Here is a 25427-nt window from a genome sequence, read left to right as displayed (position 1 = left end):
TTCGGAAATTGCTACTTTCAACATGTCTTACGCTTTCCAGTAACAATAATTCTGCGCCACAAGCGCTCATATTGGTTTTAGGGATTGAATAATGAAAAAAGCATTGCTGACCCTTTCTGCACTGGCATTGTGCATGGCTGCTAGCTCCGCCATGGCGAAAGAATACAAAGAACTGCGTTTCGGCGTTGACCCTTCCTACGCACCGTTCGAGTCGAAAGCGGCCGATGGCAGCCTGGTAGGCTTCGACATCGATCTGGGGAACGCGATCTGCGCCGAACTGAAGGTCAAGTGCAAGTGGGTCGAAAGTGACTTCGATGGCATGATCCCTGGCCTCAAAGCCAACAAATTCGACGGTGTGATCTCGTCGATGACCGTTACCGAAGCCCGTGAAAAAGTCATCGACTTTTCCAGCGAGCTGTTCTCCGGCCCAACCGCCTATGTGTTCAAGAAAGGCTCCGGCCTGACCGAGGACGTCGCTTCGCTGAAGGGCAAAACCGTAGGCTACGAGCAAGGCACCATCCAGGAAGCCTACGCCAAAGCCGTTCTCGACAAGGCCGGCGTAAAAACCCAGGCCTATCAGAATCAGGATCAGGTGTATTCCGACCTGACTTCCGGCCGTCTCGACGCAGCGATCCAGGACATGCTGCAAGCCGAACTGGGTTTCTTGAAGTCACCAAAAGGTGAAGGCTACGAAGTCAGCAAGCCAGTCGACAGCGAACTGCTGCCAGCCAAAACCGCGATCGGCATTAAGAAAGGTAACACCGAGCTGAAAGCACTTTTGGATAAAGGTATCAAAGCGTTACACGATGATGGCACCTACGCCACCATTCAGAAGAAACACTTTGGCGATCTGAATCTGTACAGCGGCAAATAATGCCCGGCGCCCATCTTGCGATGGGCGCTTTTTTCATCCGATCAGGTTGCTGATTTATGTTCGAAAACCTATTAGAAAATCTGGGGCTCTCTGCCTTCAGCCTCAAGGGCTTCGGTCCGCTGCTGATGCAAGGCACCTGGATGACGATCAAGTTGTCGGCGTTATCGCTGTTGGTGGCCGTGTTGCTCGGGCTGCTCGGCGCCAGTGCCAAGCTGTCAAAAGTCAAACTGATGCGCGTGCCTGCCCAGTTCTACACCACCCTCATTCGCGGCGTTCCGGACCTGGTCCTGATGCTGTTGATCTTCTACAGCCTGCAAACCTGGCTGACCTCCTTTACCGATTACATGGAATGGGAATACATCGAGATCAACCCGTTCAGTGCCGGGGTCATTACCCTGGGCTTCATCTACGGTGCGTATTTCACCGAAACCTTCCGTGGCGCGATCCTTTCCGTCCCACGGGGTCAGGTCGAAGCGGCCACCGCCTATGGCCTCAAGCGCGGCCAGCGCTTCTGGATCGTGGTGTTCCCGCAGATGATGCGTTATGCCCTGCCGGGGATCGGCAACAACTGGATGGTGATGCTCAAGGCCACCGCCCTGGTGTCGATCATCGGCCTCGCCGACCTGGTCAAGGCTGCCCAGGACGCCGGTAAAAGCACCTATCAGCTGTTTTACTTCCTGGTGCTTGCCGCATTGATCTACCTGGTGATCACCAGCGCGTCCAACTTCATCCTGCGCTGGCTTGAGCGTCGTTACTCCGCCGGTACCCGGGAGGCCGTACGATGATCGAACTTCTGCAAGAGTACTGGAAACCCTTTCTCTATAGCGACGGCAACAACATCACTGGCTTGGCCATGACGATGTGGCTGCTCAGCGCGTCGATCCTCATCGGTTTTATCGTGTCGATCCCGCTGTCCATCGCCCGTGTATCGCCGAACTTCTACATCCGTTGGCCGGTGCAGTTCTATACCTACCTGTTCCGTGGCACGCCGCTCTATATCCAGTTGCTGATCTGTTACACGGGGATCTACAGCCTGGCCGCCATTCGGGCCCAGCCAGTACTGGACGCATTCTTTCGCGATGCGATGAACTGCACGATCCTGGCCTTTGCACTGAACACCTGCGCCTACACCACGGAGATTTTCGCCGGGGCAATCCGCAGCATGGCCCACGGTGAAGTGGAAGCGGCCAAGGCTTACGGCCTGACAGGCTGGAAGCTGTATGCCTACGTGATCATGCCGTCGGCCCTGCGTCGCTCGTTGCCGTACTACAGCAACGAAGTGATTCTGATGCTGCACTCGACCACCGTGGCCTTCACCGCAACCATCCCCGACGTCCTGAAAGTCGCGCGGGACGCCAACTCGGCGACATTCCTGACCTTCCAGTCGTTCGGCATCGCCGCGCTGATCTACCTGACCGTCACTTTTGCGCTGGTCGGCCTGTTCCGCCTTGCCGAACGCCGATGGCTGGCCTTCCTCGGGCCGACCCACTAGGTCTCAATCTGCTTCAGGAACAACAGATGCGCCACCAGAAACATGACCTGCTGGCCCCGCTGCCGGGGACCGCACGACAGATCCACAGTTTTCACTTCGGCCCACAACCAGCCAACGGCAAGATCTACATCCAGGCCTCTCTGCACGCCGACGAAATGCCCGGCATGCTGGTGGCCTGGCACCTCAAGCAACGCCTGGCAGAGCTGGAAGCCGCCGGTCGCCTGCGCAGCGAAATCGTGCTCGTGCCCATCGCCAACCCGGTGGGCCTGGAACAGGTGCTGATGGATGTACCACTGGGCCGCTACGAGCTGGAAAGCGGCCAGAACTTCAACCGCTGGTTCCTCGACCTCAGTGAAGAGGTCGGCAACGCGATCGAGGGCAAGCTCGGTGACGATCCGCAGCGCAACCAGCAACTGATCCGCAGCAGCCTGCGCGAAGCGCTGGCCCGACAGACTGCCGACACCCAATTGCAATCCCAGCGCCTGACCCTGCAACGACTGGCCTGCGACGCCGACATGGTGCTCGACCTGCATTGCGACTTCGAAGCGGTCGCGCATCTGTACACCACCCCGGAGGCCTGGCCGCAGGTCGAGCCGCTGGCCCGTTACATCGGCGCCGAAGCCAGCCTGCTGGCGACGGACTCTGGCGGCCAGTCGTTCGATGAATGCTTCACCCTGCTGTGGTGGCAGTTGAAAGAGCGCTTCGGCGAACACTTCGACATTCCACCGGGCAGTTTTTCGGTGACCGTCGAATTGCGCGGTCAGGGCGACGTCAATCATCCGCTGGCGAACCGTGATTGCCAGGCACTGATCGATTACCTGATCCATTACGGCGCGATCGCCGGCGAATCCGCGCCCCTGCCCGACCTGCCCTATCCGGCGACACCGCTGGCCGGTGTAGAACCGGTAGCCACGCCTGCCGGCGGGCTGCTGGTGTTCACCGCACTGCCGGGGCAATACCTGGAAGCGGGGCAACTGATCGCCGAGGTCATTGATCCGATCAACGATCACGTCACTCCCGTCCACTGCACCGCCGCCGGGCTGATGTACGCCCGCTCGCTGCGCCGCATGGCCACTGCCGGCATGGTGATCGCCCACGTCGCGGGCACCGAAGCCTATCGCAGCGGCTATCTACTTTCGCCTTGAGGATGCACGCCCCATGTACAAATTGACCATCGAAGGCCTGCATAAAAGCTATGGCGACCATGAAGTCCTCAAAGGTGTTTCGCTCAAGGCCAAGACCGGCGACGTCATCAGCCTGATCGGCGCCAGTGGCTCGGGTAAAAGTACCTTTCTGCGTTGCATCAACTTCCTGGAACAACCCAACGACGGCGCCATGAGCCTCGACGGGCAGAACATCCGCATGATCAAGGATCGTCACGGCATGCACGTGGCCGATGCCGATGAACTGCAGCGGATTCGCACCCGCCTGGCCATGGTGTTCCAGCACTTCAACCTGTGGAGCCACATGACGGTGCTGGAAAACATCACCATGGCGCCGCGCCGGGTGCTGGGCTGCGACAGGAAAGAAGCCGAGGACCGCGCCCGGCGCTACCTCGACAAGGTAGGGCTGGCCTCCCGTGTGGCGGACCAGTACCCGGCATTCCTGTCCGGCGGCCAGCAACAACGGGTAGCGATTGCCCGCGCACTGGCCATGGAACCGGAAGTCATGCTGTTCGACGAACCGACCTCGGCGCTGGACCCGGAACTGGTGGGCGAAGTGCTCAAGGTGATCCAGGGCCTGGCCGAAGAGGGCCGGACCATGATCATGGTGACCCACGAAATGAGCTTTGCCCGCAAAGTATCGAGCCAGGTACTGTTTCTGCACCAGGGCCTGGTGGAGGAAGAAGGCGCGCCGGAAGAAGTGCTGGGCAATCCGAAAAGCGAGCGGTTGAAGCAGTTCCTCAGTGGCAACCTGAAATAACCACCGACAGGAAGAGTGGAAGCCGGTTTGCCCGGCTTCCAACATCCGTCAACCGTTATGCCGTCGCTTCGTTTTCCAACCTGAAACTGCCATTACTCACCTGCAGACCATTAGCGTCCGTCCCGCTGAAGCGCCCGGCAAACTGCGCGTCACCTCCCACCGTCAACTCGAGCGTTCCCGGATAAAGCTCTGCCTCCGAGTTGCCGCTCACATGGATGACCATGGGCGATCCCTCGGTGAGCCCCAGGCTGAAACCGCCACTCTGGATTCCCATCGGCAAACACACGTAAAAGGCTGTCCCCTGACCGTTATCCGCCTCAATGCGATGAATGTTTGACCGCTGATAAAAATCGAGTCCATCCGTTACGCGAAACTGCATGGAGCCGTCCGTTGAGGTGACATCGGCACTCATATGTCCCGATCGATTTGCACTCATCTGAATGTTCCTTTTCATATTCGTCGTTAACTGACTGGCGCCCCCTTTTGCCAACGGCCGGGCACGCAGCTCACAGATGGAACCACGGCCATACCCGTCGATTGGTTTCGACGATAGACACAGTTACTTCCGAATATGAGCAGGCCGATTCAGACTCTACGTTCGTGAATGGCAAAAAACAGACGCAAACCTGCTTGCTGAAGACAACCACCGCCGTTCACCGGCCATGAATGGCGGAGATCGAAAATCAGGCAACAGGCGCAGGCGGTGGCTCATCCGGCAGGGTGGGCTCTCCCGGCTCGTTGGGTTGCTCGTTCGGGGTATCAGGATCAGGCTGGCCGGGAATGCCCCCTGCCATGCTGACGGGCGGATGTGCCAACAAGGACCAGGCCAGAACGCCAACCTGATTGGGTTCAAGCCTTGCCAGTTCGGCACTGATTCGCGGATCGATCTTCATTCGGCACTCCTGGGCGATGGCCCGACCCGCCTTGCGCGGATCGGAACAGTACACTCCATAGAGTGTACCCCCGCCCAGGAATTCCCGACATTTGTCAGACGGTTGACTCAGGTGCGCGGCAGGGTCACGCCACGCTGGCCCTGATACTTGCCGCCACGGTCCTTGTAGGACACTTCACACTCTTCGTCCGACTCAAGGAACAGCATCTGCGCCACGCCTTCGTTGGCGTAGATTTTCGCCGGCAGATTGGTGGTGTTGGAGAACTCCAGGGTCACGTGACCTTCCCACTCAGGCTCGAGCGGGGTGACGTTGACGATGATGCCGCAGCGCGCGTAAGTGCTTTTACCCAGGCAAATGGTCAATACATTGCGCGGAATGCGGAAGTATTCGACGGTGCTGGCCAGGGCAAAGGAGTTCGGCGGAATGATGCACACGTCGCTGTGGATGTCGACGAAACTGCCGGCATCGAAGTTCTTCGGGTCGACGATGGCCGAATTGATGTTGGTGAACACCTTGAAATGATTGGTGCAACGCACGTCGTAGCCGTAGCTCGACACGCCGTAGGAGATCACACGGCTATCATCGCTGCCGCGCATCTGGCGCTCGACGAAAGGCTCGATCATGCCGTGTTCCTGCGCCATGCGGCGAATCCACTTGTCCGATTTGATGCTCATGGCGGGTGTCCTGAATTGCGAGGTCGAAAAATTCTGTCCGGCATCTTACCGGGCGCGCCGCCGGGTTCAAAGTCCGGGGTGAAATTCTCGCTGAACAGGCAGGAATTACGCGCATTGGCGACGAACCGTCACACCGCCGATCCTTAAAACAGAGAAACCTTCGCAAGAAGCATTGGCACGTCCCGGAAAAAGGGTTAAGGTGGCGTCACTGTGCTGCTTGTGTCACTGAGAATCTCTACACGATATGTTGAATTTCGATCCAACCATCTACAAGAATTTTTCCTGCTCTTTGCACTCAGTCTCGGCCAGGGTTCTTCCTGAGTCGCAGTTATCTTTGTTCAAGGAGTTACACCATGTCTAATCGCCAAACCGGTACCGTTAAGTGGTTCAACGATGAAAAAGGCTTCGGCTTCATCACCCCACAATCCGGTGACGACCTGTTCGTTCACTTCAAAGCTATCCAGTCCGACGGCTTCAAAAGCCTGAAAGAAGGCCAACAGGTTTCTTTCATCGCTACTCGCGGTCAGAAAGGCATGCAAGCTGAAGAAGTTCAAGTTATCTAACTTGTACTTGCTTTAGTAAAAAGCCCCGCCCTCAACAGCGGGGCTTTTTTGTGCCTGTGTGTTTTTCACAGGTAAAAAAGATCGCAGCCTGCGGCAGCCCCTACAGAGCTGCCGCAGGCTGCGATCTTTAGCGGCTTACCAGGTCACGCCAAACCCTGCGGTGTAGCGCGTCTTGTCCAGATCCGCATCGTCGGTACCGCTGATGATGTCCCGCTCCGCCTTCAGGTTCAGCGAAGCCCAGTCAGTCACCTTGTAGCGCAACCCCATCTCGGCATCGAGTGCGTAGTCGGCCACACCCGACAGCGGCTTGGCGACCTCACCATTGGTGAAGAACTCGACACGCTTGCCGATCAGGTAGCGGTTGTAGTCCCACGTCATGGCCAGGGCGTAGAAATTTTCCTTGCTGCCATCGGAGAAATCATAGTCCGTGCGGTTGACCAGCGACCCCAGTGAGAACGCCCCGAGTTCGTTATCCCAGAACTGATATCCGGGACCCGTGCCAACGGTGCGTTGACGGGAAAGGTCTTCGACCTTGTCGCGCTTGTACACCAGGCGTCCCTGCCAGAACCATTGCTCGGTCAGGAACCGGTCGATGGAGTACTCGGCCCGCCAGTTGTCCGTGGTCACCACGTCGTCCTGGAACTCGCGGTTGTATTCGCCTTCGGCGGTATGCCGCCAGCGACCGTGGCGCGCAGTGGTCTTGAAATCGATGTCGTAGTCATCGGTTTCGTTTTCCGCCCGCTGATAGTCCAGCGCGACATCGACATTGCCTTTCCACACCAGATCCTCGACCACCGGTTTTGGCTTGAGAATCTGCTGAATGCTCGCCAGTTCGACCGTCTTCGGTGCCTCGCCGTTGGCCAGCGTGACCTTGCCGGCGTCCGCCGCTTTCAGCGACCTGGCTTTCTCGCCCGTGTAGGCATCCTGCTTGACCAGCAACTCCTGATCGCTGTCCAGGGTCTTGACCTGCTTCCAGTCGATCGTCACCGCACCGGCATACTCGGTCTGGATCAGCAGCTTGCCGCCATCGAACAGCGTGATCTTGCCACTGAGCTTGTCACCGTTCTTCAACCACACGGTATCGGCTAGCAAGGGAGTGGAGGCGCCAAGGACAGCGAGGCATAGCAGGGATCTGGACAACAACATAAGCAAAATACAGGCTCGGGATTGCGAAAAAAATCGGCATTATCCGTAGGAATAAGGCCCTGACAAGGACTGACCCGACTATTTCTGTTGAGTTCATTTCTCAAGCGCCCGTGCAGGAATTACTCTACAGACGGTAAAGCAGATTTCTTCAGGACTGACGGACGTGACCGATCCAACCGATGAACCCGAGAGCGCAGCGCAAATCCGACGCACGGCGCTGTATCTGACTCTGGCGCAAGTTCCCGAGGGCAAAGTCGTCAGCTACGGCCAGTTGGCCGAGCTTGCAGGATTGGGTCGCGCCGCTCGCTGGGTCGGCCGCACACTCAGCCAATTGCCGAGCGACAGCAAGCTGCCCTGGCACCGCGTTCTGGGCGCAAACGGGCGTATCAGCCTGCCGGTCGGCAGCCCTTCAGGCGATGAGCAGCGCGCACGATTACGCATGGAGGGCATCAGTGTCCTGAATAATCGTGTTGATATTCAGCGCCATGGCTGGCGCCCGGTAGAGCACAGCGGTTAGAGTGCGCGCTTTGTTTCCGTATTTCTTGAGGCAGACTCCAGCCCATGCCCCGTAAAACCTGGCGCGCCGCGCTCGCCGCTTATGCCAGCCCCTCGACACTCGTGCTGTTGCTGCTTGGCTTCGCCGCCGGCCTGCCCTACATGCTGGTGTTTTCGACTCTTTCGGTCTGGCTCCGTGAAGCCGGCGTGGCTCGTGAAACCATTGGCTATGCAAGCCTGATCGGCCTGGCCTATGCCTTCAAATGGGTCTGGTCGCCCTTGCTCGACCAATGGCGACTGCCATTGCTCGGCAAACTCGGCCGACGACGATCCTGGCTCGTATTGTCCCAGGCACTGGTCATCCTGGGCCTGATCGGGATGGGTTTCTGCGACCCGCAAAAGCATCTGTCCTGGCTGATCGCCATTGCCGTGGTCGTCGCTTTCGCATCAGCGACGCAAGACATTGCAGTAGACGCCTACCGCCTGGAAATCGCCGAAGACAATCGCCAGGCCGCCCTGGCCGCCAGCTACATGTCCGGTTACCGGGTCGCTGCGCTGCTGGCTACCGCAGGCGCGCTGTACTTCGCCGAAGGCTTTGGCTCCACCGGCTTCAACTACAAGCATTCGGCCTGGGCCGGCACCTACATCCTGTTCGGTGCGCTGATGGTCCCGGCACTGCTGACGTCCCTGTTCATGCGCGAACCACCCGTGCCGTTGCGCACGCAACTGCAGGCCGGGCGCTACAGCTTCATGCATCAACTGGCCTCGGTGTTCGTGCTGATCATTTTGCTGGTGTCCGTGCCAGCCATGTTCACCCAGCTCTACAACACCGACTTCGCCAGCGTACTGTTCGAAGGTGTGAGCCTGCTCGACCTGCTGCTCGAAGACCGCGCACTCCTGAGGGCCATCCTCTACATCACGCTCACCGCCCTGTGCCTCTCGGCCATGGGCCGTCGCGGCCTGGCGCCGGTGCTGACGCCGGTCAACGACTTCATCCTGCGATACCGCTGGCAAGCGCTGCTGCTGCTCGGCCTGATCGCCACCTATCGGATGTCCGATACGGTCATGGGCGTGATGGCCAACGTGTTCTACATCGACCAGGGCTTCACCAAGGACCAGATCGCCAGCGTGAGCAAAATCTTCGGCCTGATCATGACCCTGGTCGGCGCCGGCATGGGCGGCCTCCTGATCGTGCGTTTCGGCATCCTGCCAATCCTGTTCATCGGCGGCATCGCATCCGCGGCGACCAACATCCTGTTCCTGATGCTCGCTGACATGGGCCCCAACCTGAACATGCTGGTACTGACCATCTCCCTGGACAACTTCAGTTCTGGCCTGGCCACCTCGGCCTTCGTGGCCTACCTGTCGAGCCTGACCAACCTCAAGTTCTCCGCCACCCAGTACGCCTTGCTCAGCTCGATCATGCTGTTGCTGCCACGACTGATCGGCGGCTACTCCGGGGTCATGGTGGAGAAGTTCGGTTATCACGATTTCTTCCTGATTACCGCCCTGCTGGGCGTCCCGACCCTGCTGTTGATCGCCTTGCACTGGTTCCAGGAGAACCGCCGCGCAGGCCCGACACCCACCCCGGAACCGGTGCAGACACCGGTCGCCGAAGAATCGTAGGTTTTTACTGCAGGAAGAATCGCGGAGGGCCGAGTGAATCGCGCCCTCCTGCCACACCACCGACCGCACGCCTGTACGCCAGCGGATCTCGCCCGTACAATGCTCCGTCATTTCTCGTCATCAGCAATCGATAACGGCCAACCATGCGCACCAGTCAATTTTTGCTCGCCACACAAAAAGAAACGCCTTCCGACGCGGTCGTGATCAGCCACCAGCTGATGCTGCGCGCCGGCATGATCCGCAAGCTTGCCTCGGGCCTGTACACCTGGCTGCCGATGGGCTTGCGGGTAATGCGCAAGGTCGAAGCCGTCGTTCGTGAAGAAATGAACGCCGCCGGCTCTCTCGAAGTGTTGATGCCGAGCACACAACCGGCCGAGCTGTGGCAGGAATCCGGGCGCTGGGAAGAGTACGGCCCTGAATTGCTGCGCTTCAAGGATCGCCACGGCCGCGACTTCTGCGCCGGCCCGACCCACGAAGAAGTCATCACCGATCTGATGCGCAACGAGTTGAGCAGCTACAAGCAGCTGCCGATCAACCTGTACCAGATCCAGACCAAATTCCGTGACGAAATCCGCCCACGCTTCGGCTTGATGCGCGGCCGCGAATTCATCATGAAGGACGCCTACTCGTTCCACGCTGACCAGGCTTCGCTGCAGGTCACCTACGACCGCATGCACCAGGCCTACTGCAACGTGTTCACCCGTCTGGGCCTGAAGTTCCGCCCTGTTGAAGCCGACAACGGCTCCATCGGCGGTGCCGGTTCCCACGAGTTCCACGTTCTGGCCGAGTCCGGTGAAGACGACATCGTGTTCAGCAACGGCTCCGACTACGCCGCGAACATCGAGAAAGCCGAAGCCGTGCCACGGGAAACCTCGCGCGCCGCTGCGACCGAACAACTGCGCCTGGTCGACACGCCGAACGCCAAGACCATTGCGCAACTGGTCGAAGGCTTCAACCTGCCGATCGAGAAAACCATCAAGACCCTCGTGGTGCACGCCGAAGAGAAAGGCAAGCTGATCGCCCTGATCATCCGTGGCGACCATGAGCTGAACGAAATCAAGGCCGCCAACCAGCCAGGCGTGGCCAGCCCTCTGGTCATGGCCTCGGAAAGCGAACTGCGCGAAGCCATTGGCGCCGGCGCCGGCTCCCTCGGCCCGTTGAACCTGCCGCTGCCGATCATCATCGACCGCTCGGTCGAACTGATGAGCGACTTCGGCATCGGTGCCAACATCGACGACAAACACTACTTCGGCGTGAACTGGGAGCGCGACTTGCCTGTTCCGACCGTTGCCGACCTGCGCAACGTAGTTTCCGGCGACCCGAGCCCTGACGGCAAAGGCACCCTGGAAATCAAGCGCGGCATCGAAGTCGGGCACATCTTCCAGCTGGGCAACAAGTACAGCAAAGCGATGAAGTGCGAAGTACTGGGCGAGAACGGCAAGCCGGTCACCCTGGAAATGGGCTGCTACGGCATTGGCGTGTCTCGCGTGGTGGCGGCTGCCATCGAGCAGAACAACGACGAAAACGGGATCATCTGGAGCGACACGCTCGCGCCGTTCCAGATTGCCCTGGTACCGCTGCGCTACGAAACCGAGCAGGTTCGCGAAGCCACCGACAAGCTGTACGCGGAACTGACCGCTGCCGGCTTCGAAGTGCTGCTGGACGACCGTGACAAGAAAACCAGCCCGGGCATCAAGTTCGCGGACATGGAACTGATCGGCATTCCACACCGGATCGTGGTCAGCGACCGCGGCCTGGCCGAAGGCAACCTGGAATACAAGAGCCGTACCGAGGCCGACGCAGAAGCGCTGCCGGTCGCCGACGTGCTGTCCTTCCTTCAGGCCCGCATCCGCCGCTGATAGCAGATATAGAGACGTCATGTTCAAGCGAAACACCTTAGGCCTCGGTGGTGCCGCCTTGTGCGGCACCCTGCTGGTCAGCGGCTGTGCCAATCACATGTCACAACGCAGCGAGCACGAGGAACGGATCGAGCGCAAACTGCTCGATCACAGCCTGCAGATCGATGTCGGTGAGCCCAAGGTGCTTGAGCTGCCGCAACGGCGGGTGAAAATCCACGAGCAGAAGACTTTCGAAGTCACCGAGTACGAAGTCACGCGTCACTATGACCGCTATACACCGTACCAACCCTGGCGGGAGATCTACGAAATCCCGCTGGGCGCGGTGGCCGTGGTGGCGGGTGTCGGTGCCAACGTGGTCAATGTGTTCGCCCTCGGCAATCTGCCGGACAGCGTGACCAGGGACTGGCTGAGCTACGGTTTCGCCGGGCTCAACCCGTTCATGAACGTGCAGTCCCATGGCCGCGCGCAGCAGAACCTGGCCGGCATTGATGAAGTCCAGCGCGACAAACGCACGGAGTACTCAAGCCTGCCCTGGAGCGAGCGCCCGGTCGAGGTCAAGGCCGGCAAGGAAACCTTCGAACTGACCACCGACAAAAATGGCGTGCTGCGCCTGAATCTGTTGGATAACCCGTTCGCCGAACATGACATCAATCATCTGAGCCGCTTGCTGATTCGTGTTGAGGCTGCACAGGACAACGTGCACGCCGATTCCACCCTGGCCGTCAGCAGCACCTTGCGCAGCAAGCTCTACGAGGCTCATGGGCTGATTTATGACGATCTCGAAGGCGACGAAGTCAGCCAGTGGGTCCACCGGGTCAAACGCCTGTCGGAGCTGGGTCTTGAAGAGGAAGCCAGTGAGCTGGAACAGAGCCTGATCGAGCTGACGCGCAACGATCCAGAATTGCAGACCGAGTTCCTGAAGTCGCTGGCCCGCAATGGCGAGCGACTGGTGGCGAATCCGGGACTCAATTAAAGCCAAAAAGCTTCGTCGGATCGCCTTCGCGAGCAAGCCCGCTCCCACATTGGATTTCCATTACTCACAAATCCAATGTGGGAGCGGGCTTGCTCGCGAAGGCGACCTGACATTCACCACCAAACCTCTATCTTCCGCTACCGCTCAAACAACTCCATCTGCTCGAACCCGCCCCGCAAGTCCTCCAGCCGCACGCCCACGCCCAACAACCGCACCGCTTTACCGCCGCGATTGAAGGCCTGGGTCAACATCAACTGATAACTCCCCAGATCCCGCCCTGCCCCGGCCTGCTCCAATGTCGTCTGCGTGAAGTCGTGAAATTTCACTTTGACGAATGGCTTGCCCGGACGATAACTGCTGTCGATTCGCGCCATGCGACCGGCCAGGGTCTCCAGCAGCTCGGGCAACTTATCCAGGCAACTCTTCAGGTCCGGCAGGTCAACGTCGTAGGTATTTTCGACACTGATTGACTGACGACGACTGTCGTTGTGCACCACCCGCTCATCAATCCCACGGGCCAGGCTCCAGAGTCGCTCGCCAAAGCTGCCGAACTCACGCACCAGCGCCAACTTGTCCCACTCGCGCAATTGCAGGCAATCAGTGATACCCAGCTTGCCAAGCTTGTCGGCGGTGACTTTACCGACTCCGTGCAGCTTGCTCACCGGCAAGCCACTGACAAAGTCCTCGACCTGGTCCGGAGTGATGACGAACAGCCCGTTGGGCTTTTTCCAGTCACTGGCGATCTTGGCCAGAAACTTGTTCGGCGCCACGCCCGCCGACACGGTGATGTGCAACTGATTGGAGACCCGACGCCGGATGTCCTGGGCAATTCGCGTTGCACTGCCAGCGAAATGCGCGCTGTCCGACACATCGAGGTACGCCTCGTCGAGCGAGAGCGGCTCGATGATCTCGGTGTAATCGCGAAAAATCGTGTGGATTTCCCTGGAGGCTTCTCGATAGGCATCCATGCGTGGCTTGACGATGGTCAGGTCGGGGCACAGCTTCAAGGCATGCCCCGAGGACATCGCCGAACGCACCCCGTACGCCCGCGCCTCGTAATTGCAGGTCGCGATCACTCCGCGCCGGTCCGCCGAGCCGCCCACCGCCAATGGCTTGCCGGCCAGACGCGGGTCGTCACGCATCTCAATGGCGGCGTAGAAACAGTCACAATCGACGTGGATGATCTTTCGCTGGGTCATGGCAAAGCAGAGTTCATGGCAAGGAAAAGGCGTGTTGGTGTGACGGACATCCAGTATCTCACCGACACCTGTATATAGCACCAGTAGTCTGAATGTTCTTTTTGACGCGTGGGAAATGTCGTTGGTAAATTTATTTTCTCAATCAGAAAAACATTCCCGATAGAGCTGCAGGCCTTGCCCCGCCTGCCTCACAGGCTGACCAATCCGCTCATCGGCAAGCTAACCGATTGAAGATGAACAGGTTTTATCTGAATTGAAGGTTGACACCCCGGCGTATCTCTATAGAATGCCGACACACAGACGCGGGATGGAGCAGTCTGGTAGCTCGTCGGGCTCATAACCCGAAGGTCGTCGGTTCAAATCCGGCTCCCGCAACCAAACATCAAAAAAGGCTACTCGAAAGAGTGGCCTTTTTTGTGCGCGCCTGTTTTGTAGCGCCCTGCGTCAAACCAAGGTCTTGACACTCAGCGACGCCAAAACTGGAAATCGTTCTAATTCCGAAACTTAGGCCATCGCTGCGACCGTTTGCCGCAATTCAACGTTTATTTGACCTGCTTCAGGATTAACGGTTGACACCCCGGCGTATCTCTATAGAATGCCGCCACACAGACGCGGGATGGAGCAGTCTGGTAGCTCGTCGGGCTCATAACCCGAAGGTCGTCGGTTCAAATCCGGCTCCCGCAACCAAACATCAAAAAAGGCTACTCGAAAGAGTGGCCTTTTTTGTATCTGTTGAAAAAGTCCTTTCGCAACAATGATCTGTCACTGTGCAGCAAGCCGTTTGGGGCCATCCATGCGCCGGGTTCAGACTATGCTCAATCGCAGGCTGAAGCCCTCACGACTGATGTCGCGCCGTCCCCGCCGCCCGGTGACAGGCGTTAATATTTGTGATTATTTTTTTCTACAGGGATTGGTAACTTGGCTGGATACCCCCATCCTGTCGCGCACAATCCAAGAGGTGATTGATGCGCGCCAACTCGTCTGATTCACAAGACACTGTCACAGCGACACAACCGATCAAGGCTGAGCGTTTGCGCCTGCTTGATCGATTGAGCAAATACCGCCAACCCATTGGCCTGGCGATCACCCTGCTGTTGTTCGCGATCGCGTTGATTGCCTGTCGCCACCTGCTGAGCGAGCTCGACCTTTACGCGCTGCACGACTCGATCCTCGAAGTTCCGAAACCTGCCTTGATGGGCGCTCTGGGCGCAACCGTGGTGGGCTTCATCATTCTGCTCGGCTACGAATGGTCGGCCAGCCGCTATGCCGGGGTGAGCCTGGCACCGCGCGAGTTGGCGCTGGGTGGCTTCACAGCCTTTGCCATCGGCAACGCCATCGGCCTTTCAATGTTGTCGGGCGGCTCGGTTCGCTATCGCCTCTATGCCCGCCATGGCCTGGGAGCGGCTGAAGTCGCCCGCATGACGCTGTTCGCCAGCCTCTCGCTGGGTTGCGCCCTGCCGCCGCTGGCCGCCCTGGCGACGCTCAGCGACCTGCCTGCCGCGGCCACCGCCCTGGGACTCTCCGAGACATTGCTTGGCGTAGTGGCGAGTGCCGTGCTCATGTTGTTTTCGGTGCTGGCCATCGGCATCTACCGTCGCCGGCTGCCGGAACAGCCTTACCCGGACAACCTGCTGGTCAGGATCGGGCGCCGCACACTGCGCCTTCCCGGGACTCGCCTGACGTTCCTGCAATTGATCATCACCGCCCTTGACGTTGCCGCCGCCGCAACGGTGCTCTATCTGCTGCTGCCGGAAACGCCGCCCTTTGGTGCATTCCTTCTGGTGTACCTGCTGGCTTTGGCTGCCGGTGTGCTCAGCCATGTGCCGGGCGGTGTCGGGGTGTTCGAGGCGATCTTGCTGGCGGCCTTTTCCGACACCCTGGGTGCTGCGCCACTGGCGGCCGCCCTGCTGCTCTATCGCCTGATCTACGTGGTCCTGCCCTTGCTGGTGGCCTGCCTGCTGTTGCTGGTCAACGAAGGTCAGCGCCTGTTCCAGACCCGCCAGACATTGCGCGCGGCCTCAGGCCTGGCGGCGCCGATACTGGCGGTGCTGGTGTTTCTGTCCGGCGTTGTCCTGCTGTTCTCCGGCGTCACCCCGGAAATCGACACCCGCCTGGAACACATCGGCTTTCTGATCCCCCATCGACTGGTCGACGCTTCGCACTTCGGCGCCAGCCTGGTCGGCGTGCTTTGCCTGTTGCTGGCCCAGGGCCTGCGCCGCCGGTTGTCGGCCGCGTGGATGCTGACCACCATCCTGTTGCTGGTCGGCGCCCTGCTCTCACTGCTCAAGGGTTTCGACTGGGAAGAAGCCAGCCTGATGGTGCTGACGGCGAGCCTGCTCGGGGTATTCCGCCGCTCGTTCTACCGCCCCAGTCGCCTGACCGAAGTACCGTTCTCGCCGCTGTACCTGGTGGCCAGCCTGTGCGTGCTCGGGGCGTCGATCTGGTTGCTGCTGTTCGCCTATCAGGACGTTCCGTACAGCCATCAACTATGGTGGCAATTCACGCTGGACGCCGATGCCCCTCGCGGCCTGCGTTCGCTGCTCGGGGCTGCCGTGCTGCTGGTCGTGGTGTCGCTGACCTGGTTGCTGCGCACCGCGCGCCCGGTCATTCACCTGCCGACACCCGAGGAGCTGGAGCGCGCCAGCAAGATCCTCATGGCCTCCGCGCAACCCGATGGCGGCCTGGCCCTGACCGGTGACAAAGCGCTGCTGTTCCACCCCAACGACGAGGCATTCCTGATGTACGCCCGTCGCGGCCGCAGCCTGGTGGCGCTGTATGACCCGATCGGCCCGGGCCAGCAACGGGCGGAAATGATCTGGCAGTTCCGCGACCTGTGCGACATCCACCACGCCCGCCCCGTGTTCTATCAGGTACGCGCGGAAAACCTGCCGTACTACATGGACATCGGCCTGACCGCGATCAAGCTCGGCGAAGAAGCCCGGGTCGATCTCAAGCGCTTTGATCTCGAAGCCAAGGGCAAAGAGATGAAGGACCTGCGCTACACCTGGAACCGCGGCACCCGTGACGGCCTGTCGCTGGAGATCTTCGAGCCGGGCCAGGCGCCGATGGATGAACTCAAGGTGATTTCCGAAGCCTGGCTGACCGGCAAGAACGTCCGCGAGAAAGGCTTTTCGCTGGGCCGTTTCAGCGATGACTACCTCAAGTATTTCCGCATTGCCGTGATTCGCTTCGAAGGACGCCCGGTGGCGTTCGCCAACTTGCTCGAGACCTACGGCCATGACCTGGCCAGCCTCGACCTGATGCGCGCGCACCCGGACGCGCCGAAGCTGACCATGGAATTCATGATGGTCGGCCTGATTCAACATTATAAAAACCATGGATACGCGCGTTTCAGCCTGGGCATGGTGCCGTTGTCGGGGTTGCAACCCCGTCGCGGCGCGCCATTGACCCAGCGCCTGGGCTCGATGGTATTCCGCCGTGGTGAGCAGCTGTACAACTTCCAGGGCTTGCGCCGCTTCAAAGACAAGTTCCAGCCTGATTGGGAACCCCGTTATATGGCCGTGCCCGCCGGACTCGATCCGCTGGTTGCGCTGGCCGACACTGCCGCCCTGATCGCGGGCGGCTTGACCGGATTGGTGAAACGCTGATGATTCAACGCTCCTTGCGGTATGTATTGGGCACACTGGTAATAGTGGCCCTGATTCTCGCTGGCGGTTTCTGGTACCTGAAACGCCCGGCACCGGAACCGACCCTCGAATCGCTGACCCCGACCGACGGTGCGGCGATGACCCGTGTCATCCCCGGCACCACGCCACGCGCCCAGGTGCTGGTGGCGGTCAACGAAGACCAGAAACTCAGCGACAAACAATTGATGACCCTGAGCCGCAGTGGCTCGGCGCAGATTGTCCAGGTGATCCTGCCCAAGGACTGCCTGCTGCAAAGTCGCGCCCTGCAATCGGGCCTCAGAGAACTCGAAGGCCCGGCGACCCTGGTCAGCGGCATCGGCCCGGGTGCCGTGCTGGCCTGGCGCTGGTTGTCCGAGCAGAAGAATGACAAGGTCCAGGCCGTCTCGGTCGACCTGGCCCTGGAAAAGGGTGGCTGCACTCACCTGCTGCCCAAAAGCGCTGCCCACGGTCACTGGCTGGTCGCGTGGAACGACAACCCGGACGACACCAGTGCCGGCTTCGTGCGTGATCAGCCTAACGCCGAAACCAGTATCAGCGACTACGACATCAACCTGCCGCAAGTGCTGAACAACGAACTGCGCAAGATCCTCGTCGGCGGCGACAAAGCCGCTGGCGGCCTGCAGATTCCGGTGGTCGAAGTGCCAGCCGGCCAAGCCAGGGACACCGTCACCCTGTTCCTGTCCGGTGACGGCGGCTGGCGCGACCTCGACCGCGACGTGGCGGGCGAGATGGCCAAGATCGGCTACCCGGTGGTCGGCATCGACACCCTGCGCTACTACTGGCAGCACAAGAGCCCTGAGCAAAGCGCACTGGACCTGACCGAACTGATGCAGCACTACCGGCAGAAATGGGGCACCAAGCGCTTCATCCTGACCGGTTACTCGTTCGGTGCCGATGTTCTGCCAGCGATCTATAACCGCCTGGCCGAATCGGAACAGCAACGCGTCGACGCGATCATCCTGCTGGCCTTCGCTCGCACCGGCAGCTTCGAAATCGAAGTCGAAGGCTGGCTCGGCAACGCCGGCAAGGAAGCCGCCACTGGCCCGGAAATGGCCAAGCTGCCAGCCGCCAAAGTGGTGTGCATCTACGGAGAAGAAGAAACCGACGAGAGTGGCTGCACCGACAAGACGGCGGTGGGCGAAGCCATCAAGCTGCCTGGCGGCCACCACTTCGACGAGAACTACCCGGCGCTGGCCAAGCGTCTGGTGGAGGTGATCGAGAAGCGGCAGGTGAAGGAAACGGCGGCTGCAGAGTGATCTGACAGCCTGCAAAAAGCCCTCGTTACCTCACGGTAGCGGGGGCTTTTTCATTCCTGCGTGCACCATACATCCCCTGTGGGAGCGAGCTTGCTCGCGATAGCGGTAGATCAGTCAGCATTTCTGTTGAATGTGGCACCGCCATCGCGAGCAAGCTCGCTCCCACAGAGGTTCTGAAGTATCCAGCGACCATCCACAAAAAAGCCCCCGCTGCCGCAAGGCAACGGGGGCTTTTTGTGGGGCGCTTACATCTCCACCTGAGTACCCAACTCAATCACCCGGTTCAGCGGCAGATTGAAGAAGCGCAAATTGCCATTGGCGTTCTGCAGCATGAAGGCGAACAACGCCTCACGCCAGCGGGCCATGCCTTCGAGTTTGGAGGCAATGACCGTCTCGCGGCTGAGGAAGTAGGTGGTGCGCATCGGGCTGAAATCCAGGTCATCGAGATGACACAGCTTCAGCGCTTGCGGCACATCCGGCTCGTCGACGAAGCCAAAGTGCAGGATCACCCGGAAGAAACCCTCGCCGTAGGAGTCGACCTCGAAACGCCGTGATGCCGGCACCCGCGGGATGTCTTCGTACACCACCGTCAGCAGCACCACTTGCTCATGCAGCACCTGGTTATGCAGCAGGTTGTGTAGCAGCGCATGAGGCACGGCGTCCGGGCGTGCGGTCAGGAACACGGCGGTGCCCTGGACGCGATGCGGCGGTTGCACGGCGATGCTGCTGATGAAGATCGGCAGCGGCAAGCCGCCCTCGTCGAGACGATCAACCAGCAATTGCTTGCCGCGTTTCCAGGTGGTCATCAGCACAAACAGCACGATACCGGCGATCACCGGGAACGCCCCGCCCTGAATGATTTTCGGCACGTTGGCAGCGAAGTACAGACTGTCCACCAAGAGGAATCCGAGCAACAGCGGAACCGCCAGGACCGGTGGCCATTTCCACAGCAGCAATATCACCGCCGACACCAGGATGGTGGTCATCAGCATCGTGCCCGTCACGGCCACGCCGTAAGCCGCAGCCAGCGCGCCGGAGGACTCGAAGCCCAGCACCAACAGGATGACGCCGACCATCAGCGCCCAGTTCACCGCGCCGATGTAGATCTGGCCTTGTTCGGCACTGGAGGTGTGCTGAATGTGCATGCGCGGTATGTAACCGAGCTGAATCGCCTGACGAGTCAGGGAGAACGCACCGGAAATCACCGCCTGAGAAGCAATCACCGTGGCCAGGGTCGACAACCCCACCAACGGAATCAGGGCCCAGCTTGGAGCCAGCAGGTAGAACGGGTTGCGAGCGGCTTCCGGATCACCGAGCAGCAACGCGCCTTGGCCGAAGTAGTTCAGCATTAGTGCCGGCAGCACGAGGAGGAACCACGCGCGCGCGATCGGCTTGCGGCCGAAGTGGCCCATGTCGGCGTACAGCGCTTCGGCACCGGTCAGTGCCAGCACCACCGCGCCGAGAATCGCCACGCCCATGCCCGGGTGAACGATGAAGAAACGCACACCCCAGATCGGGTTCATCGCTTGCAACACTTCCGGGTGCTGCAAGATACCATAGACGCCCAGCGCCCCCAGCACGACAAACCAGGTCACCATGATCGGCCCGAACAGAATGCCGATCCGCGCGGTGCCGTGACGTTGAATCAGGAACAGCGCCACCAGCACGACCAACGACAGCGGCACCACCCAATGGTCGATGCCGTCAAACGCCAGCCCCAGCCCCTCAATCGCCGAAAGAACGGAAATCGCCGGAGTGATCATGCTGTCGCCATAAAACAGCGCCGCGCCGATCAGCCCGCAGACCACCAGCAACGTGCGCAACTTCGGATGCCCGGCCGCAGCCCGCCGAGCGAGGGCGGTCAAGGCCATGATCCCGCCTTCGCCCTGGTTGTCGGCACGCAGCACGAACAGCACGTATTTGATCGAAACGACCCAGATCAACGACCAGAAGATCAGCGCCAGAATCCCGAAGACTCCATAATGGTTGACCGGAACCCCATAGTGCCCGGCGAAAACCTCTTTGAGGGTATACAGCGGGCTCGTGCCGATATCGCCATAAACCACACCGACCGCCGCGACCAGCATGCCGATCGGTTTTGCCGCCGAATGCTCAGCGCCCGCCGCCTGACTACTTGCCTGCCCCATCCAAAACTCCTACTACTCAGACCCGGACTTCTTATAAGAAGCACTATGCTTTGCCGTGCAGCATGCGCCGTTTTACTAACTGTTACAGACGTTTTGTTGACTGTAAAAAACCAGTAAAGCGTAACGGCGCGAAGCATAGCGCAGCACTCGTCGTATTTCCCTGCATAAAGCTGGTCAAGTGAGCGACTCATCGCTAGAATTGCGCACTTTTTGATCAGAGGCGCAGTTCAAGCGCCCGTCCGTCGGTTTTGCCCTGCCCGGCAAGCGGCGTCACAAAATACCGAGGTTAGACATGTCCACCACTCCTGCGCCGGCCAATCCAAAGGTTGGCTTCGTATCCCTGGGTTGCCCCAAAGCACTGGTCGACTCCGAGCGCATCCTTACCCAGCTGCGCATGGAAGGCTATGACGTCGTGTCCACCTACCAGGACGCCGACGTCGTGGTGGTCAACACCTGCGGCTTCATCGATTCGGCCAAGGCCGAGTCTCTGGAAGTGATCGGCGAAGCCATCAAGGAAAACGGCAAGGTCATCGTGACCGGCTGCATGGGCGTCGAAGAAGGCAACATTCGCGACGTACACCCAAGCGTGCTGGCCGTGACCGGTCCGCAGCAGTACGAGCAAGTGGTCAACGCCGTGCACGAAGTCGTGCCGCCACGCCAGGACCACAACCCGCTGATCGACCTGGTGCCGCCACAAGGCATCAAGCTGACTCCGCGCCACTACGCCTACCTGAAGATTTCCGAAGGCTGCAACCACAGCTGCAGCTTCTGCATCATCCCGTCGATGCGCGGCAAACTGGTCAGCCGTCCGGTGGGCGACGTGCTCGACGAGGCCCAGCGCCTGGTCAAGTCCGGCGTCAAGGAGCTGCTGGTGATCTCCCAGGACACCAGCGCCTACGGCGTCGACGTGAAATACCGCACCGGTTTCTGGAACGGCGCGCCGGTGAAAACCCGCATGACCGAACTCTGCGAAGCCCTGAGCACCCTCGGCGTCTGGGTTCGCCTGCACTACGTTTACCCGTACCCGCACGTTGACGAACTGATCCCGCTGATGGCCGCCGGCAAGATCCTGCCGTACCTGGACATCCCGTTCCAGCACGCCAGCCCGAAGGTGTTGAAGTCGATGAAGCGCCCGGCCTTCGAAGACAAGACCCTGGCACGCATCAAGAACTGGCGCGAAATCTGCCCGGACCTGATCATCCGCTCGACCTTCATCGTCGGCTTCCCGGGCGAAACCGAAGAGGACTTCCAGTACCTGCTGAACTGGCTGACCGAAGCCCAGCTCGACCGCGTCGGCTGCTTCCAGTACTCGCCGGTTGAAGGCGCACCGGCCAATGACCTGGACCTGGAAATCGTCCCCGACGACGTCAAGCAGGACCGTTGGGAGCGCTTCATGGCGCACCAGCAAGCCATCAGCTCGGCGCGCCTGCAAATGCGCATCGGCCGCGAGATCGAAGTGTTGGTCGATGAAGTCGACGAGCAAGGCGCCGTCGGCCGCTGCTTCTTCGACGCCCCGGAAATCGATGGCAACGTATTCATCGACAACGGCAGCAACCTCAAGCCAGGCGACAAGGTCTGGTGCAAGGTGACCGACGCCGACGAATACGATCTGTGGGCTGAACAGATCTAATCGCAAAAAATACAAAAAGCCCCGCTCTCTTGACGAGATGCGGGGCTTTTTTACGACTATCGTTTGCACATGGAAGGATTCCTATCAACCACTGCATAAGAGGCAGACGGGCATGCGTCAGCATTCGGTCATCCACACGCCGAAACTCGGCGACTACGAAGAATTGACCCGGGTCTGGGAGGCCTCGGTGCGCGCCACCCACGACTTCCTGCCCGACAGCTACATCAAACTGCTGAAAAACCTTGTGCTGACCCGCTACCTCGACTCGGTGATGCTGATCTGCACCAAGGATTCGAGCCAGCGCATCACCGGATTCGCCGGCGTCGCGGCCGGCAAGATCGAAATGCTCTTCATCGACCCCGACCATCGCGGCCAGGGCCTGGGCAAGAAATTGTTGCGCTATGCCCTGGAACACCTGAACGCCGATGAACTGGACGTCAACGAACAGAACCCGCAAGCCCTCGGCTTTTACTTCAAACAGGGTTTCGAGGTCATCGGTCGCTCGGAAGTCGATGGCATGGGCCAGCCGTATCCGTTGTTGCATATGCGTATGCGTCAAAGCCAGCAACACTCCCGACATGGCTGACACAACACAAAACCACTGTGGGAGCGGGCTTGCTCGCGAAGGGGTCATCAACTTCAACAATTATGTTGGCTGACACACCGCCTTCGCGAGCAAGCCCGCTCCCACAAAAGTCAAACAGCGTAAATGGAACCGGGATTAACCGGCGCCAGGCAGGTACAATGCCCACCCCCTTTTTGTTACGGCCCTGACATGACTGACCCGATTCGTCTCTCCAAACGCCTCATCGAACTCGTCGGCTGTTCCCGTCGGGAGGCTGAGCTGTTCATCGAGGGCGGCTGGGTCACCGTCGACGGCGTGGTCATCGACGAGCCGCAATTCAAGGTCGACACCCAGAAAGTCGAGCTTGATCCAGAAGCCAAGGCCACCGCGCCGGAACCGGTGACCCTGCTGCTCAACGTGCCGGCCGGCATGGACGCAGACACCGCCATGGCCACCCTCGGCGCCGAGACCCTGAGCGAAGAACACCGCTACGGCAAGCGCCCCTTGCGTGGGCACTTCCTGCGACTGACCGCCAGCACCGACCTGCAGGCCAACGCCAGCGGGCTGCTGGTGTTCACCCAGGACTGGAAAATCCTGCGCAAACTCACCGCCGACTCCAACAAGATCGAGCAAGAGTATGTGGTCGAGGTTGAAGGCGAGATGGTGGCTCACGGCCTCAACCGTCTGAACCATGGCCTGACCTACAAGGGCAAGGAATTGCCGGCGGTCAAGGCCAGCTGGCAGAACGAAAACCGCCTGCGCTTTGCCATGAAGAACCCGCAACCGGGCATCATCGCCCTGCTGTGCCAGGCCGTCGGCCTGAAGGTCGTCGCCATCCGCCGCATCCGCATCGGCGGCGTGTCCATCGGCAAAGTGCCCGTGGGGCAATGGCGCTACTTGTCCGGCAAAGAGAAATTCTAAGGCTTTGCGCACCGCCACACTTTTCGGTGCTGCTGTTTTCGGCGGCACCCATAGCTGAATTATCAGGACTGCACACATGATTCATAACGACGTACTGCGCAGCGTGCGCTACATGCTCGACATCAGCGACAAGAAAGTCATCGAGATCATCAAGCTCGGCGGCCTGGACGTGACCCTGGCAGACCTGGTGACCTATCTCGACAAGAAAGAGGAAGACGAGGAAGGCTTTGTACGCTGCCCCGACGAAGTCATGGCACATTTCCTCGACGGCCTGGTGATCTTCAAGCGCGGCAAGGACGAAAGCCGTCCGCCGCAGCCGATCGAAGTGCCGGTGACCAACAACATCATCCTGAAAAAGCTGCGGGTCGCATTCGAGCTGAAAGAAGACGACATGCACGCGATCCTCAAGGCCGCCGAGTTCCCGGTGTCCAAGCCTGAGCTGAGCGCGCTGTTCCGCAAGTTCGGCCACACCAACTATCGCCCGTGCGGCGACCAGTTGCTGCGCAATTTCCTCAAGGGGCTGACTCTGCGAGTACGCCCGCAGTAAACCGTTCCCTGTAGGAGCGAGCTTGCTCGCGATGGATTCGACAACGCCGCAATTATCCAGCAAACACGCGTTATCGTTAGCGACCATCGCTGGCCAGCTCCTACAAGGCCGAATGCCCCCTCATTCTCTTCGAAAATAGTGGCTCCGCTGACCGCGGCTGACGACTAGGGTATCAAGACCCTCAGCTCTCAGGATTCGCCATGCATCCCTACTTTTCCCTGCAAGGCCGCACCGCCCTGGTGACCGGCGGCACCCGTGGTATCGGCAAGATGATCGCCAAGGCCTACGTCGAGGCGGGCGCCACCGTGTACGTCTGCGCCCGCGACGCCGAAGCCTGCCGGCAAACCGCCGACGAACTCGGAGCGCTTGGACACTGCCACGCCATGGTGACCAACCTCGCCACCGAAGAGGGCGTCCTGCAACTGGCCACACGCCTGGGCGAGCAGATTTCCCAACTGGACATCCTGGTGAACAATGCCGGCACCACCTGGGGTGCACCACTGGAGAGCTACCCGATCAAGGGTTGGGAAAAAGTCATGCAGCTCAACGTGACATCGGTATTCAACTGTATCCAGCAATTGCTGCCCCTGCTGCGCAAGGCCGGTTCAGCGCAAAATCCCGCGCGGATCATCAACATTGGTTCGGTGGCCGGGATTTCATCCTTCGGCGAACAGGCGTATGCCTACGGGCCGAGCAAGGCAGCGCTGCATCAACTGTCGAGGATTCTGGCGCGCGAACTGGTGAGCCAGCACATCAATGTCAATGTGATCGCTCCGGGTCGCTTTCCGAGCAAGATGACCCAGCACATTGGCGATGATGAACAGGCATTGGCTGAGGATACGGCGCTGATTCCCATGAAGCGTTGGGGCCGCGAGGAAGAGATGGCGGCGTTGGCGATCAGTCTGGCGAGTACCGCGGGGGCCTACATGACCGGGAATATCATTCCTTTGGATGGCGGATTCAGTCTGTAGATCGGCGGCGCGCCCATCGCGGGCAA

The 25427-nt window shown here is 59.9% G+C and carries 23 protein-coding genes and 2 tRNA genes; 19 read left to right on the top strand and 6 right to left on the bottom strand.

Annotated features, from left to right (window positions below; genetic code table 11):
- The first annotated feature begins 91 nt into the window (after nt 1–91).
- From KSS91_RS06665 to KSS91_RS06645, 5 genes are read left to right on the top strand one after another with little or no spacing between them, the layout of a single operon-like run.
- The gene (locus tag KSS91_RS06665) at nt 92–874 is read left to right on the top strand and encodes a transporter substrate-binding domain-containing protein (protein ID WP_217837395.1); all 783 of its coding nucleotides are present in this window, start codon (nt 92–94) and stop codon (nt 872–874) included.
- Nucleotides 875–930: 56 nt separating this feature from the next.
- Nucleotides 931–1659 (top strand): ABC transporter permease, encoded by a 729-nt coding sequence (locus KSS91_RS06660; RefSeq protein ID WP_217837394.1) that lies wholly within the window; start codon nt 931–933, stop codon nt 1657–1659.
- Nucleotides 1656–2366: an ABC transporter permease gene (locus tag KSS91_RS06655; RefSeq protein ID WP_015093809.1), complete on the top strand. Its 711-nt coding sequence runs from the start codon at nt 1656–1658 to the stop codon at nt 2364–2366. Before KSS91_RS06660 ends, KSS91_RS06655 begins: the two co-directional genes overlap by 4 nt.
- A 26-nt stretch (nt 2367–2392) precedes the next feature.
- Nucleotides 2393–3511, top strand: a complete 1119-nt coding sequence (locus KSS91_RS06650) for a succinylglutamate desuccinylase/aspartoacylase family protein (protein WP_217837393.1) — start codon at nt 2393–2395, stop codon at nt 3509–3511.
- A gap of 13 nt (nt 3512–3524) precedes the next feature.
- Complete coding sequence (locus tag KSS91_RS06645; protein ID WP_150727640.1) at nt 3525–4289, top strand: ABC transporter ATP-binding protein; 765 nt, start codon at nt 3525–3527, stop codon at nt 4287–4289.
- Nucleotides 4290–4344: 55 nt separating this feature from the next.
- On the opposite strand, the gene KSS91_RS06640 is transcribed toward KSS91_RS06645, so the two are convergent.
- The 3 genes from KSS91_RS06640 to dcd form a co-directional block, all read right to left on the bottom strand.
- Complete coding sequence (locus KSS91_RS06640) at nt 4345–4725, bottom strand: hypothetical protein (RefSeq protein ID WP_225923723.1); 381 nt, start codon at nt 4723–4725, stop codon at nt 4345–4347.
- A 247-nt stretch (nt 4726–4972) separates the two neighbouring features.
- Nucleotides 4973–5182, bottom strand: coding sequence for a hypothetical protein (locus KSS91_RS06635; RefSeq protein WP_033047523.1), 210 nt, complete (start codon nt 5180–5182; stop codon nt 4973–4975).
- A 107-nt stretch (nt 5183–5289) separates the two neighbouring features.
- Entirely contained in the window at nt 5290–5856 is a 567-nt protein-coding gene (gene dcd / locus KSS91_RS06630; RefSeq protein WP_007940589.1) for a dCTP deaminase, read from the bottom strand.
- Nucleotides 5857–6209: 353 nt separating this feature from the next.
- Here dcd and KSS91_RS06625 point away from each other — a divergent pair, with 353 nt between their 5' ends.
- Nucleotides 6210–6419 (top strand): cold-shock protein, encoded by a 210-nt coding sequence (locus KSS91_RS06625; RefSeq protein ID WP_002554837.1) that lies wholly within the window; start codon nt 6210–6212, stop codon nt 6417–6419.
- A 135-nt stretch (nt 6420–6554) separates the two neighbouring features.
- Here the strand turns inward: KSS91_RS06625 and KSS91_RS06620 are convergent, their stop codons facing one another.
- Entirely contained in the window at nt 6555–7562 is a 1008-nt protein-coding gene (locus tag KSS91_RS06620) for a DUF481 domain-containing protein (protein WP_217838368.1), read from the bottom strand.
- A gap of 166 nt (nt 7563–7728) precedes the next feature.
- Between KSS91_RS06620 and KSS91_RS06615 the strand changes: the two genes are divergently transcribed.
- The 4 genes from KSS91_RS06615 (at nt 7729) to KSS91_RS06600 (ending at nt 12518) form a co-directional block, all read left to right on the top strand.
- On the top strand, nt 7729–8082 hold the full coding sequence (locus KSS91_RS06615; RefSeq protein WP_007971652.1) for an MGMT family protein: 354 nt from the start codon (nt 7729–7731) through the stop codon (nt 8080–8082).
- 44 nt (nt 8083–8126) lie between these two features.
- Nucleotides 8127–9686, top strand: a complete 1560-nt coding sequence (locus KSS91_RS06610; protein ID WP_095965067.1) for an AmpG family muropeptide MFS transporter — start codon at nt 8127–8129, stop codon at nt 9684–9686.
- Between the two features lie 143 nt (nt 9687–9829).
- The gene (locus KSS91_RS06605) at nt 9830–11545 is read left to right on the top strand and encodes a proline--tRNA ligase (protein WP_217837391.1); all 1716 of its coding nucleotides are present in this window, start codon (nt 9830–9832) and stop codon (nt 11543–11545) included.
- 19 nt (nt 11546–11564) lie between these two features.
- Nucleotides 11565–12518: a hypothetical protein gene (locus KSS91_RS06600; RefSeq protein WP_217837390.1), complete on the top strand. Its 954-nt coding sequence runs from the start codon at nt 11565–11567 to the stop codon at nt 12516–12518.
- Nucleotides 12519–12655: 137 nt separating this feature from the next.
- Here KSS91_RS06600 and dinB read toward each other — a convergent pair whose 3' ends face one another.
- Complete coding sequence (gene dinB / locus KSS91_RS06595) at nt 12656–13717, bottom strand: DNA polymerase IV (protein ID WP_015093801.1); 1062 nt, start codon at nt 13715–13717, stop codon at nt 12656–12658.
- A 301-nt stretch (nt 13718–14018) separates the two neighbouring features.
- Here dinB and KSS91_RS06590 point away from each other — a divergent pair.
- The 4 genes from KSS91_RS06590 to KSS91_RS06575 all read left to right on the top strand — a co-directional run bounded on the left by KSS91_RS06590 (nt 14019) and on the right by KSS91_RS06575 (nt 18620).
- Nucleotides 14019–14095: transfer RNA gene (locus tag KSS91_RS06590), tRNA-Met, on the top strand.
- A gap of 232 nt (nt 14096–14327) precedes the next feature.
- A tRNA-Met gene (locus tag KSS91_RS06585) sits at nt 14328–14404 on the top strand.
- A gap of 278 nt (nt 14405–14682) precedes the next feature.
- Nucleotides 14683–17325 (top strand): bifunctional lysylphosphatidylglycerol flippase/synthetase MprF, encoded by a 2643-nt coding sequence (mprF, locus tag KSS91_RS06580; protein ID WP_217837389.1) that lies wholly within the window; start codon nt 14683–14685, stop codon nt 17323–17325.
- Nucleotides 17325–18620, top strand: coding sequence for a virulence factor family protein (locus KSS91_RS06575; RefSeq protein WP_217837388.1), 1296 nt, complete (start codon nt 17325–17327; stop codon nt 18618–18620). Before mprF ends, KSS91_RS06575 begins: the two co-directional genes overlap by 1 nt.
- Nucleotides 18621–18865: 245 nt before the next feature.
- Here the strand turns inward: KSS91_RS06575 and KSS91_RS06570 are convergent, their stop codons facing one another.
- Entirely contained in the window at nt 18866–20767 is a 1902-nt protein-coding gene (locus KSS91_RS06570; RefSeq protein ID WP_217837387.1) for a potassium transporter Kup, read from the bottom strand.
- A gap of 292 nt (nt 20768–21059) precedes the next feature.
- Between KSS91_RS06570 and rimO the strand changes: the two genes are divergently transcribed.
- From rimO to KSS91_RS06545, 5 genes are all read left to right on the top strand, one after another.
- Nucleotides 21060–22397 (top strand): 30S ribosomal protein S12 methylthiotransferase RimO, encoded by a 1338-nt coding sequence (rimO, locus tag KSS91_RS06565; protein WP_015093797.1) that lies wholly within the window; start codon nt 21060–21062, stop codon nt 22395–22397.
- A 112-nt stretch (nt 22398–22509) separates the two neighbouring features.
- Entirely contained in the window at nt 22510–22983 is a 474-nt protein-coding gene (locus tag KSS91_RS06560) for a GNAT family N-acetyltransferase (RefSeq protein ID WP_217837386.1), read from the top strand.
- A 189-nt stretch (nt 22984–23172) separates the two neighbouring features.
- Nucleotides 23173–23883 carry an rRNA pseudouridine synthase gene (locus KSS91_RS06555; protein WP_126049700.1) on the top strand — a complete coding sequence of 237 codons (711 nt, stop codon included), beginning with the start codon at nt 23173–23175 and terminating at the stop codon, nt 23881–23883.
- A gap of 76 nt (nt 23884–23959) precedes the next feature.
- Nucleotides 23960–24430: a YehS family protein gene (locus KSS91_RS06550; protein ID WP_007971161.1), complete on the top strand. Its 471-nt coding sequence runs from the start codon at nt 23960–23962 to the stop codon at nt 24428–24430.
- 200 nt (nt 24431–24630) lie between these two features.
- Nucleotides 24631–25401, top strand: a complete 771-nt coding sequence (locus KSS91_RS06545; protein WP_217837385.1) for an SDR family oxidoreductase — start codon at nt 24631–24633, stop codon at nt 25399–25401.
- Nucleotides 25402–25427 lie beyond the last annotated feature (26 nt).

The organism is Pseudomonas azerbaijanorientalis (genome assembly GCF_019139795.1).
GTDB lineage: Bacteria > Pseudomonadota > Gammaproteobacteria > Pseudomonadales > Pseudomonadaceae > Aquipseudomonas > Aquipseudomonas laurylsulfatiphila.
Note: the sequence above shows the minus strand (reverse complement) of the source record. Positions and strands in the feature narration are given on the sequence as shown.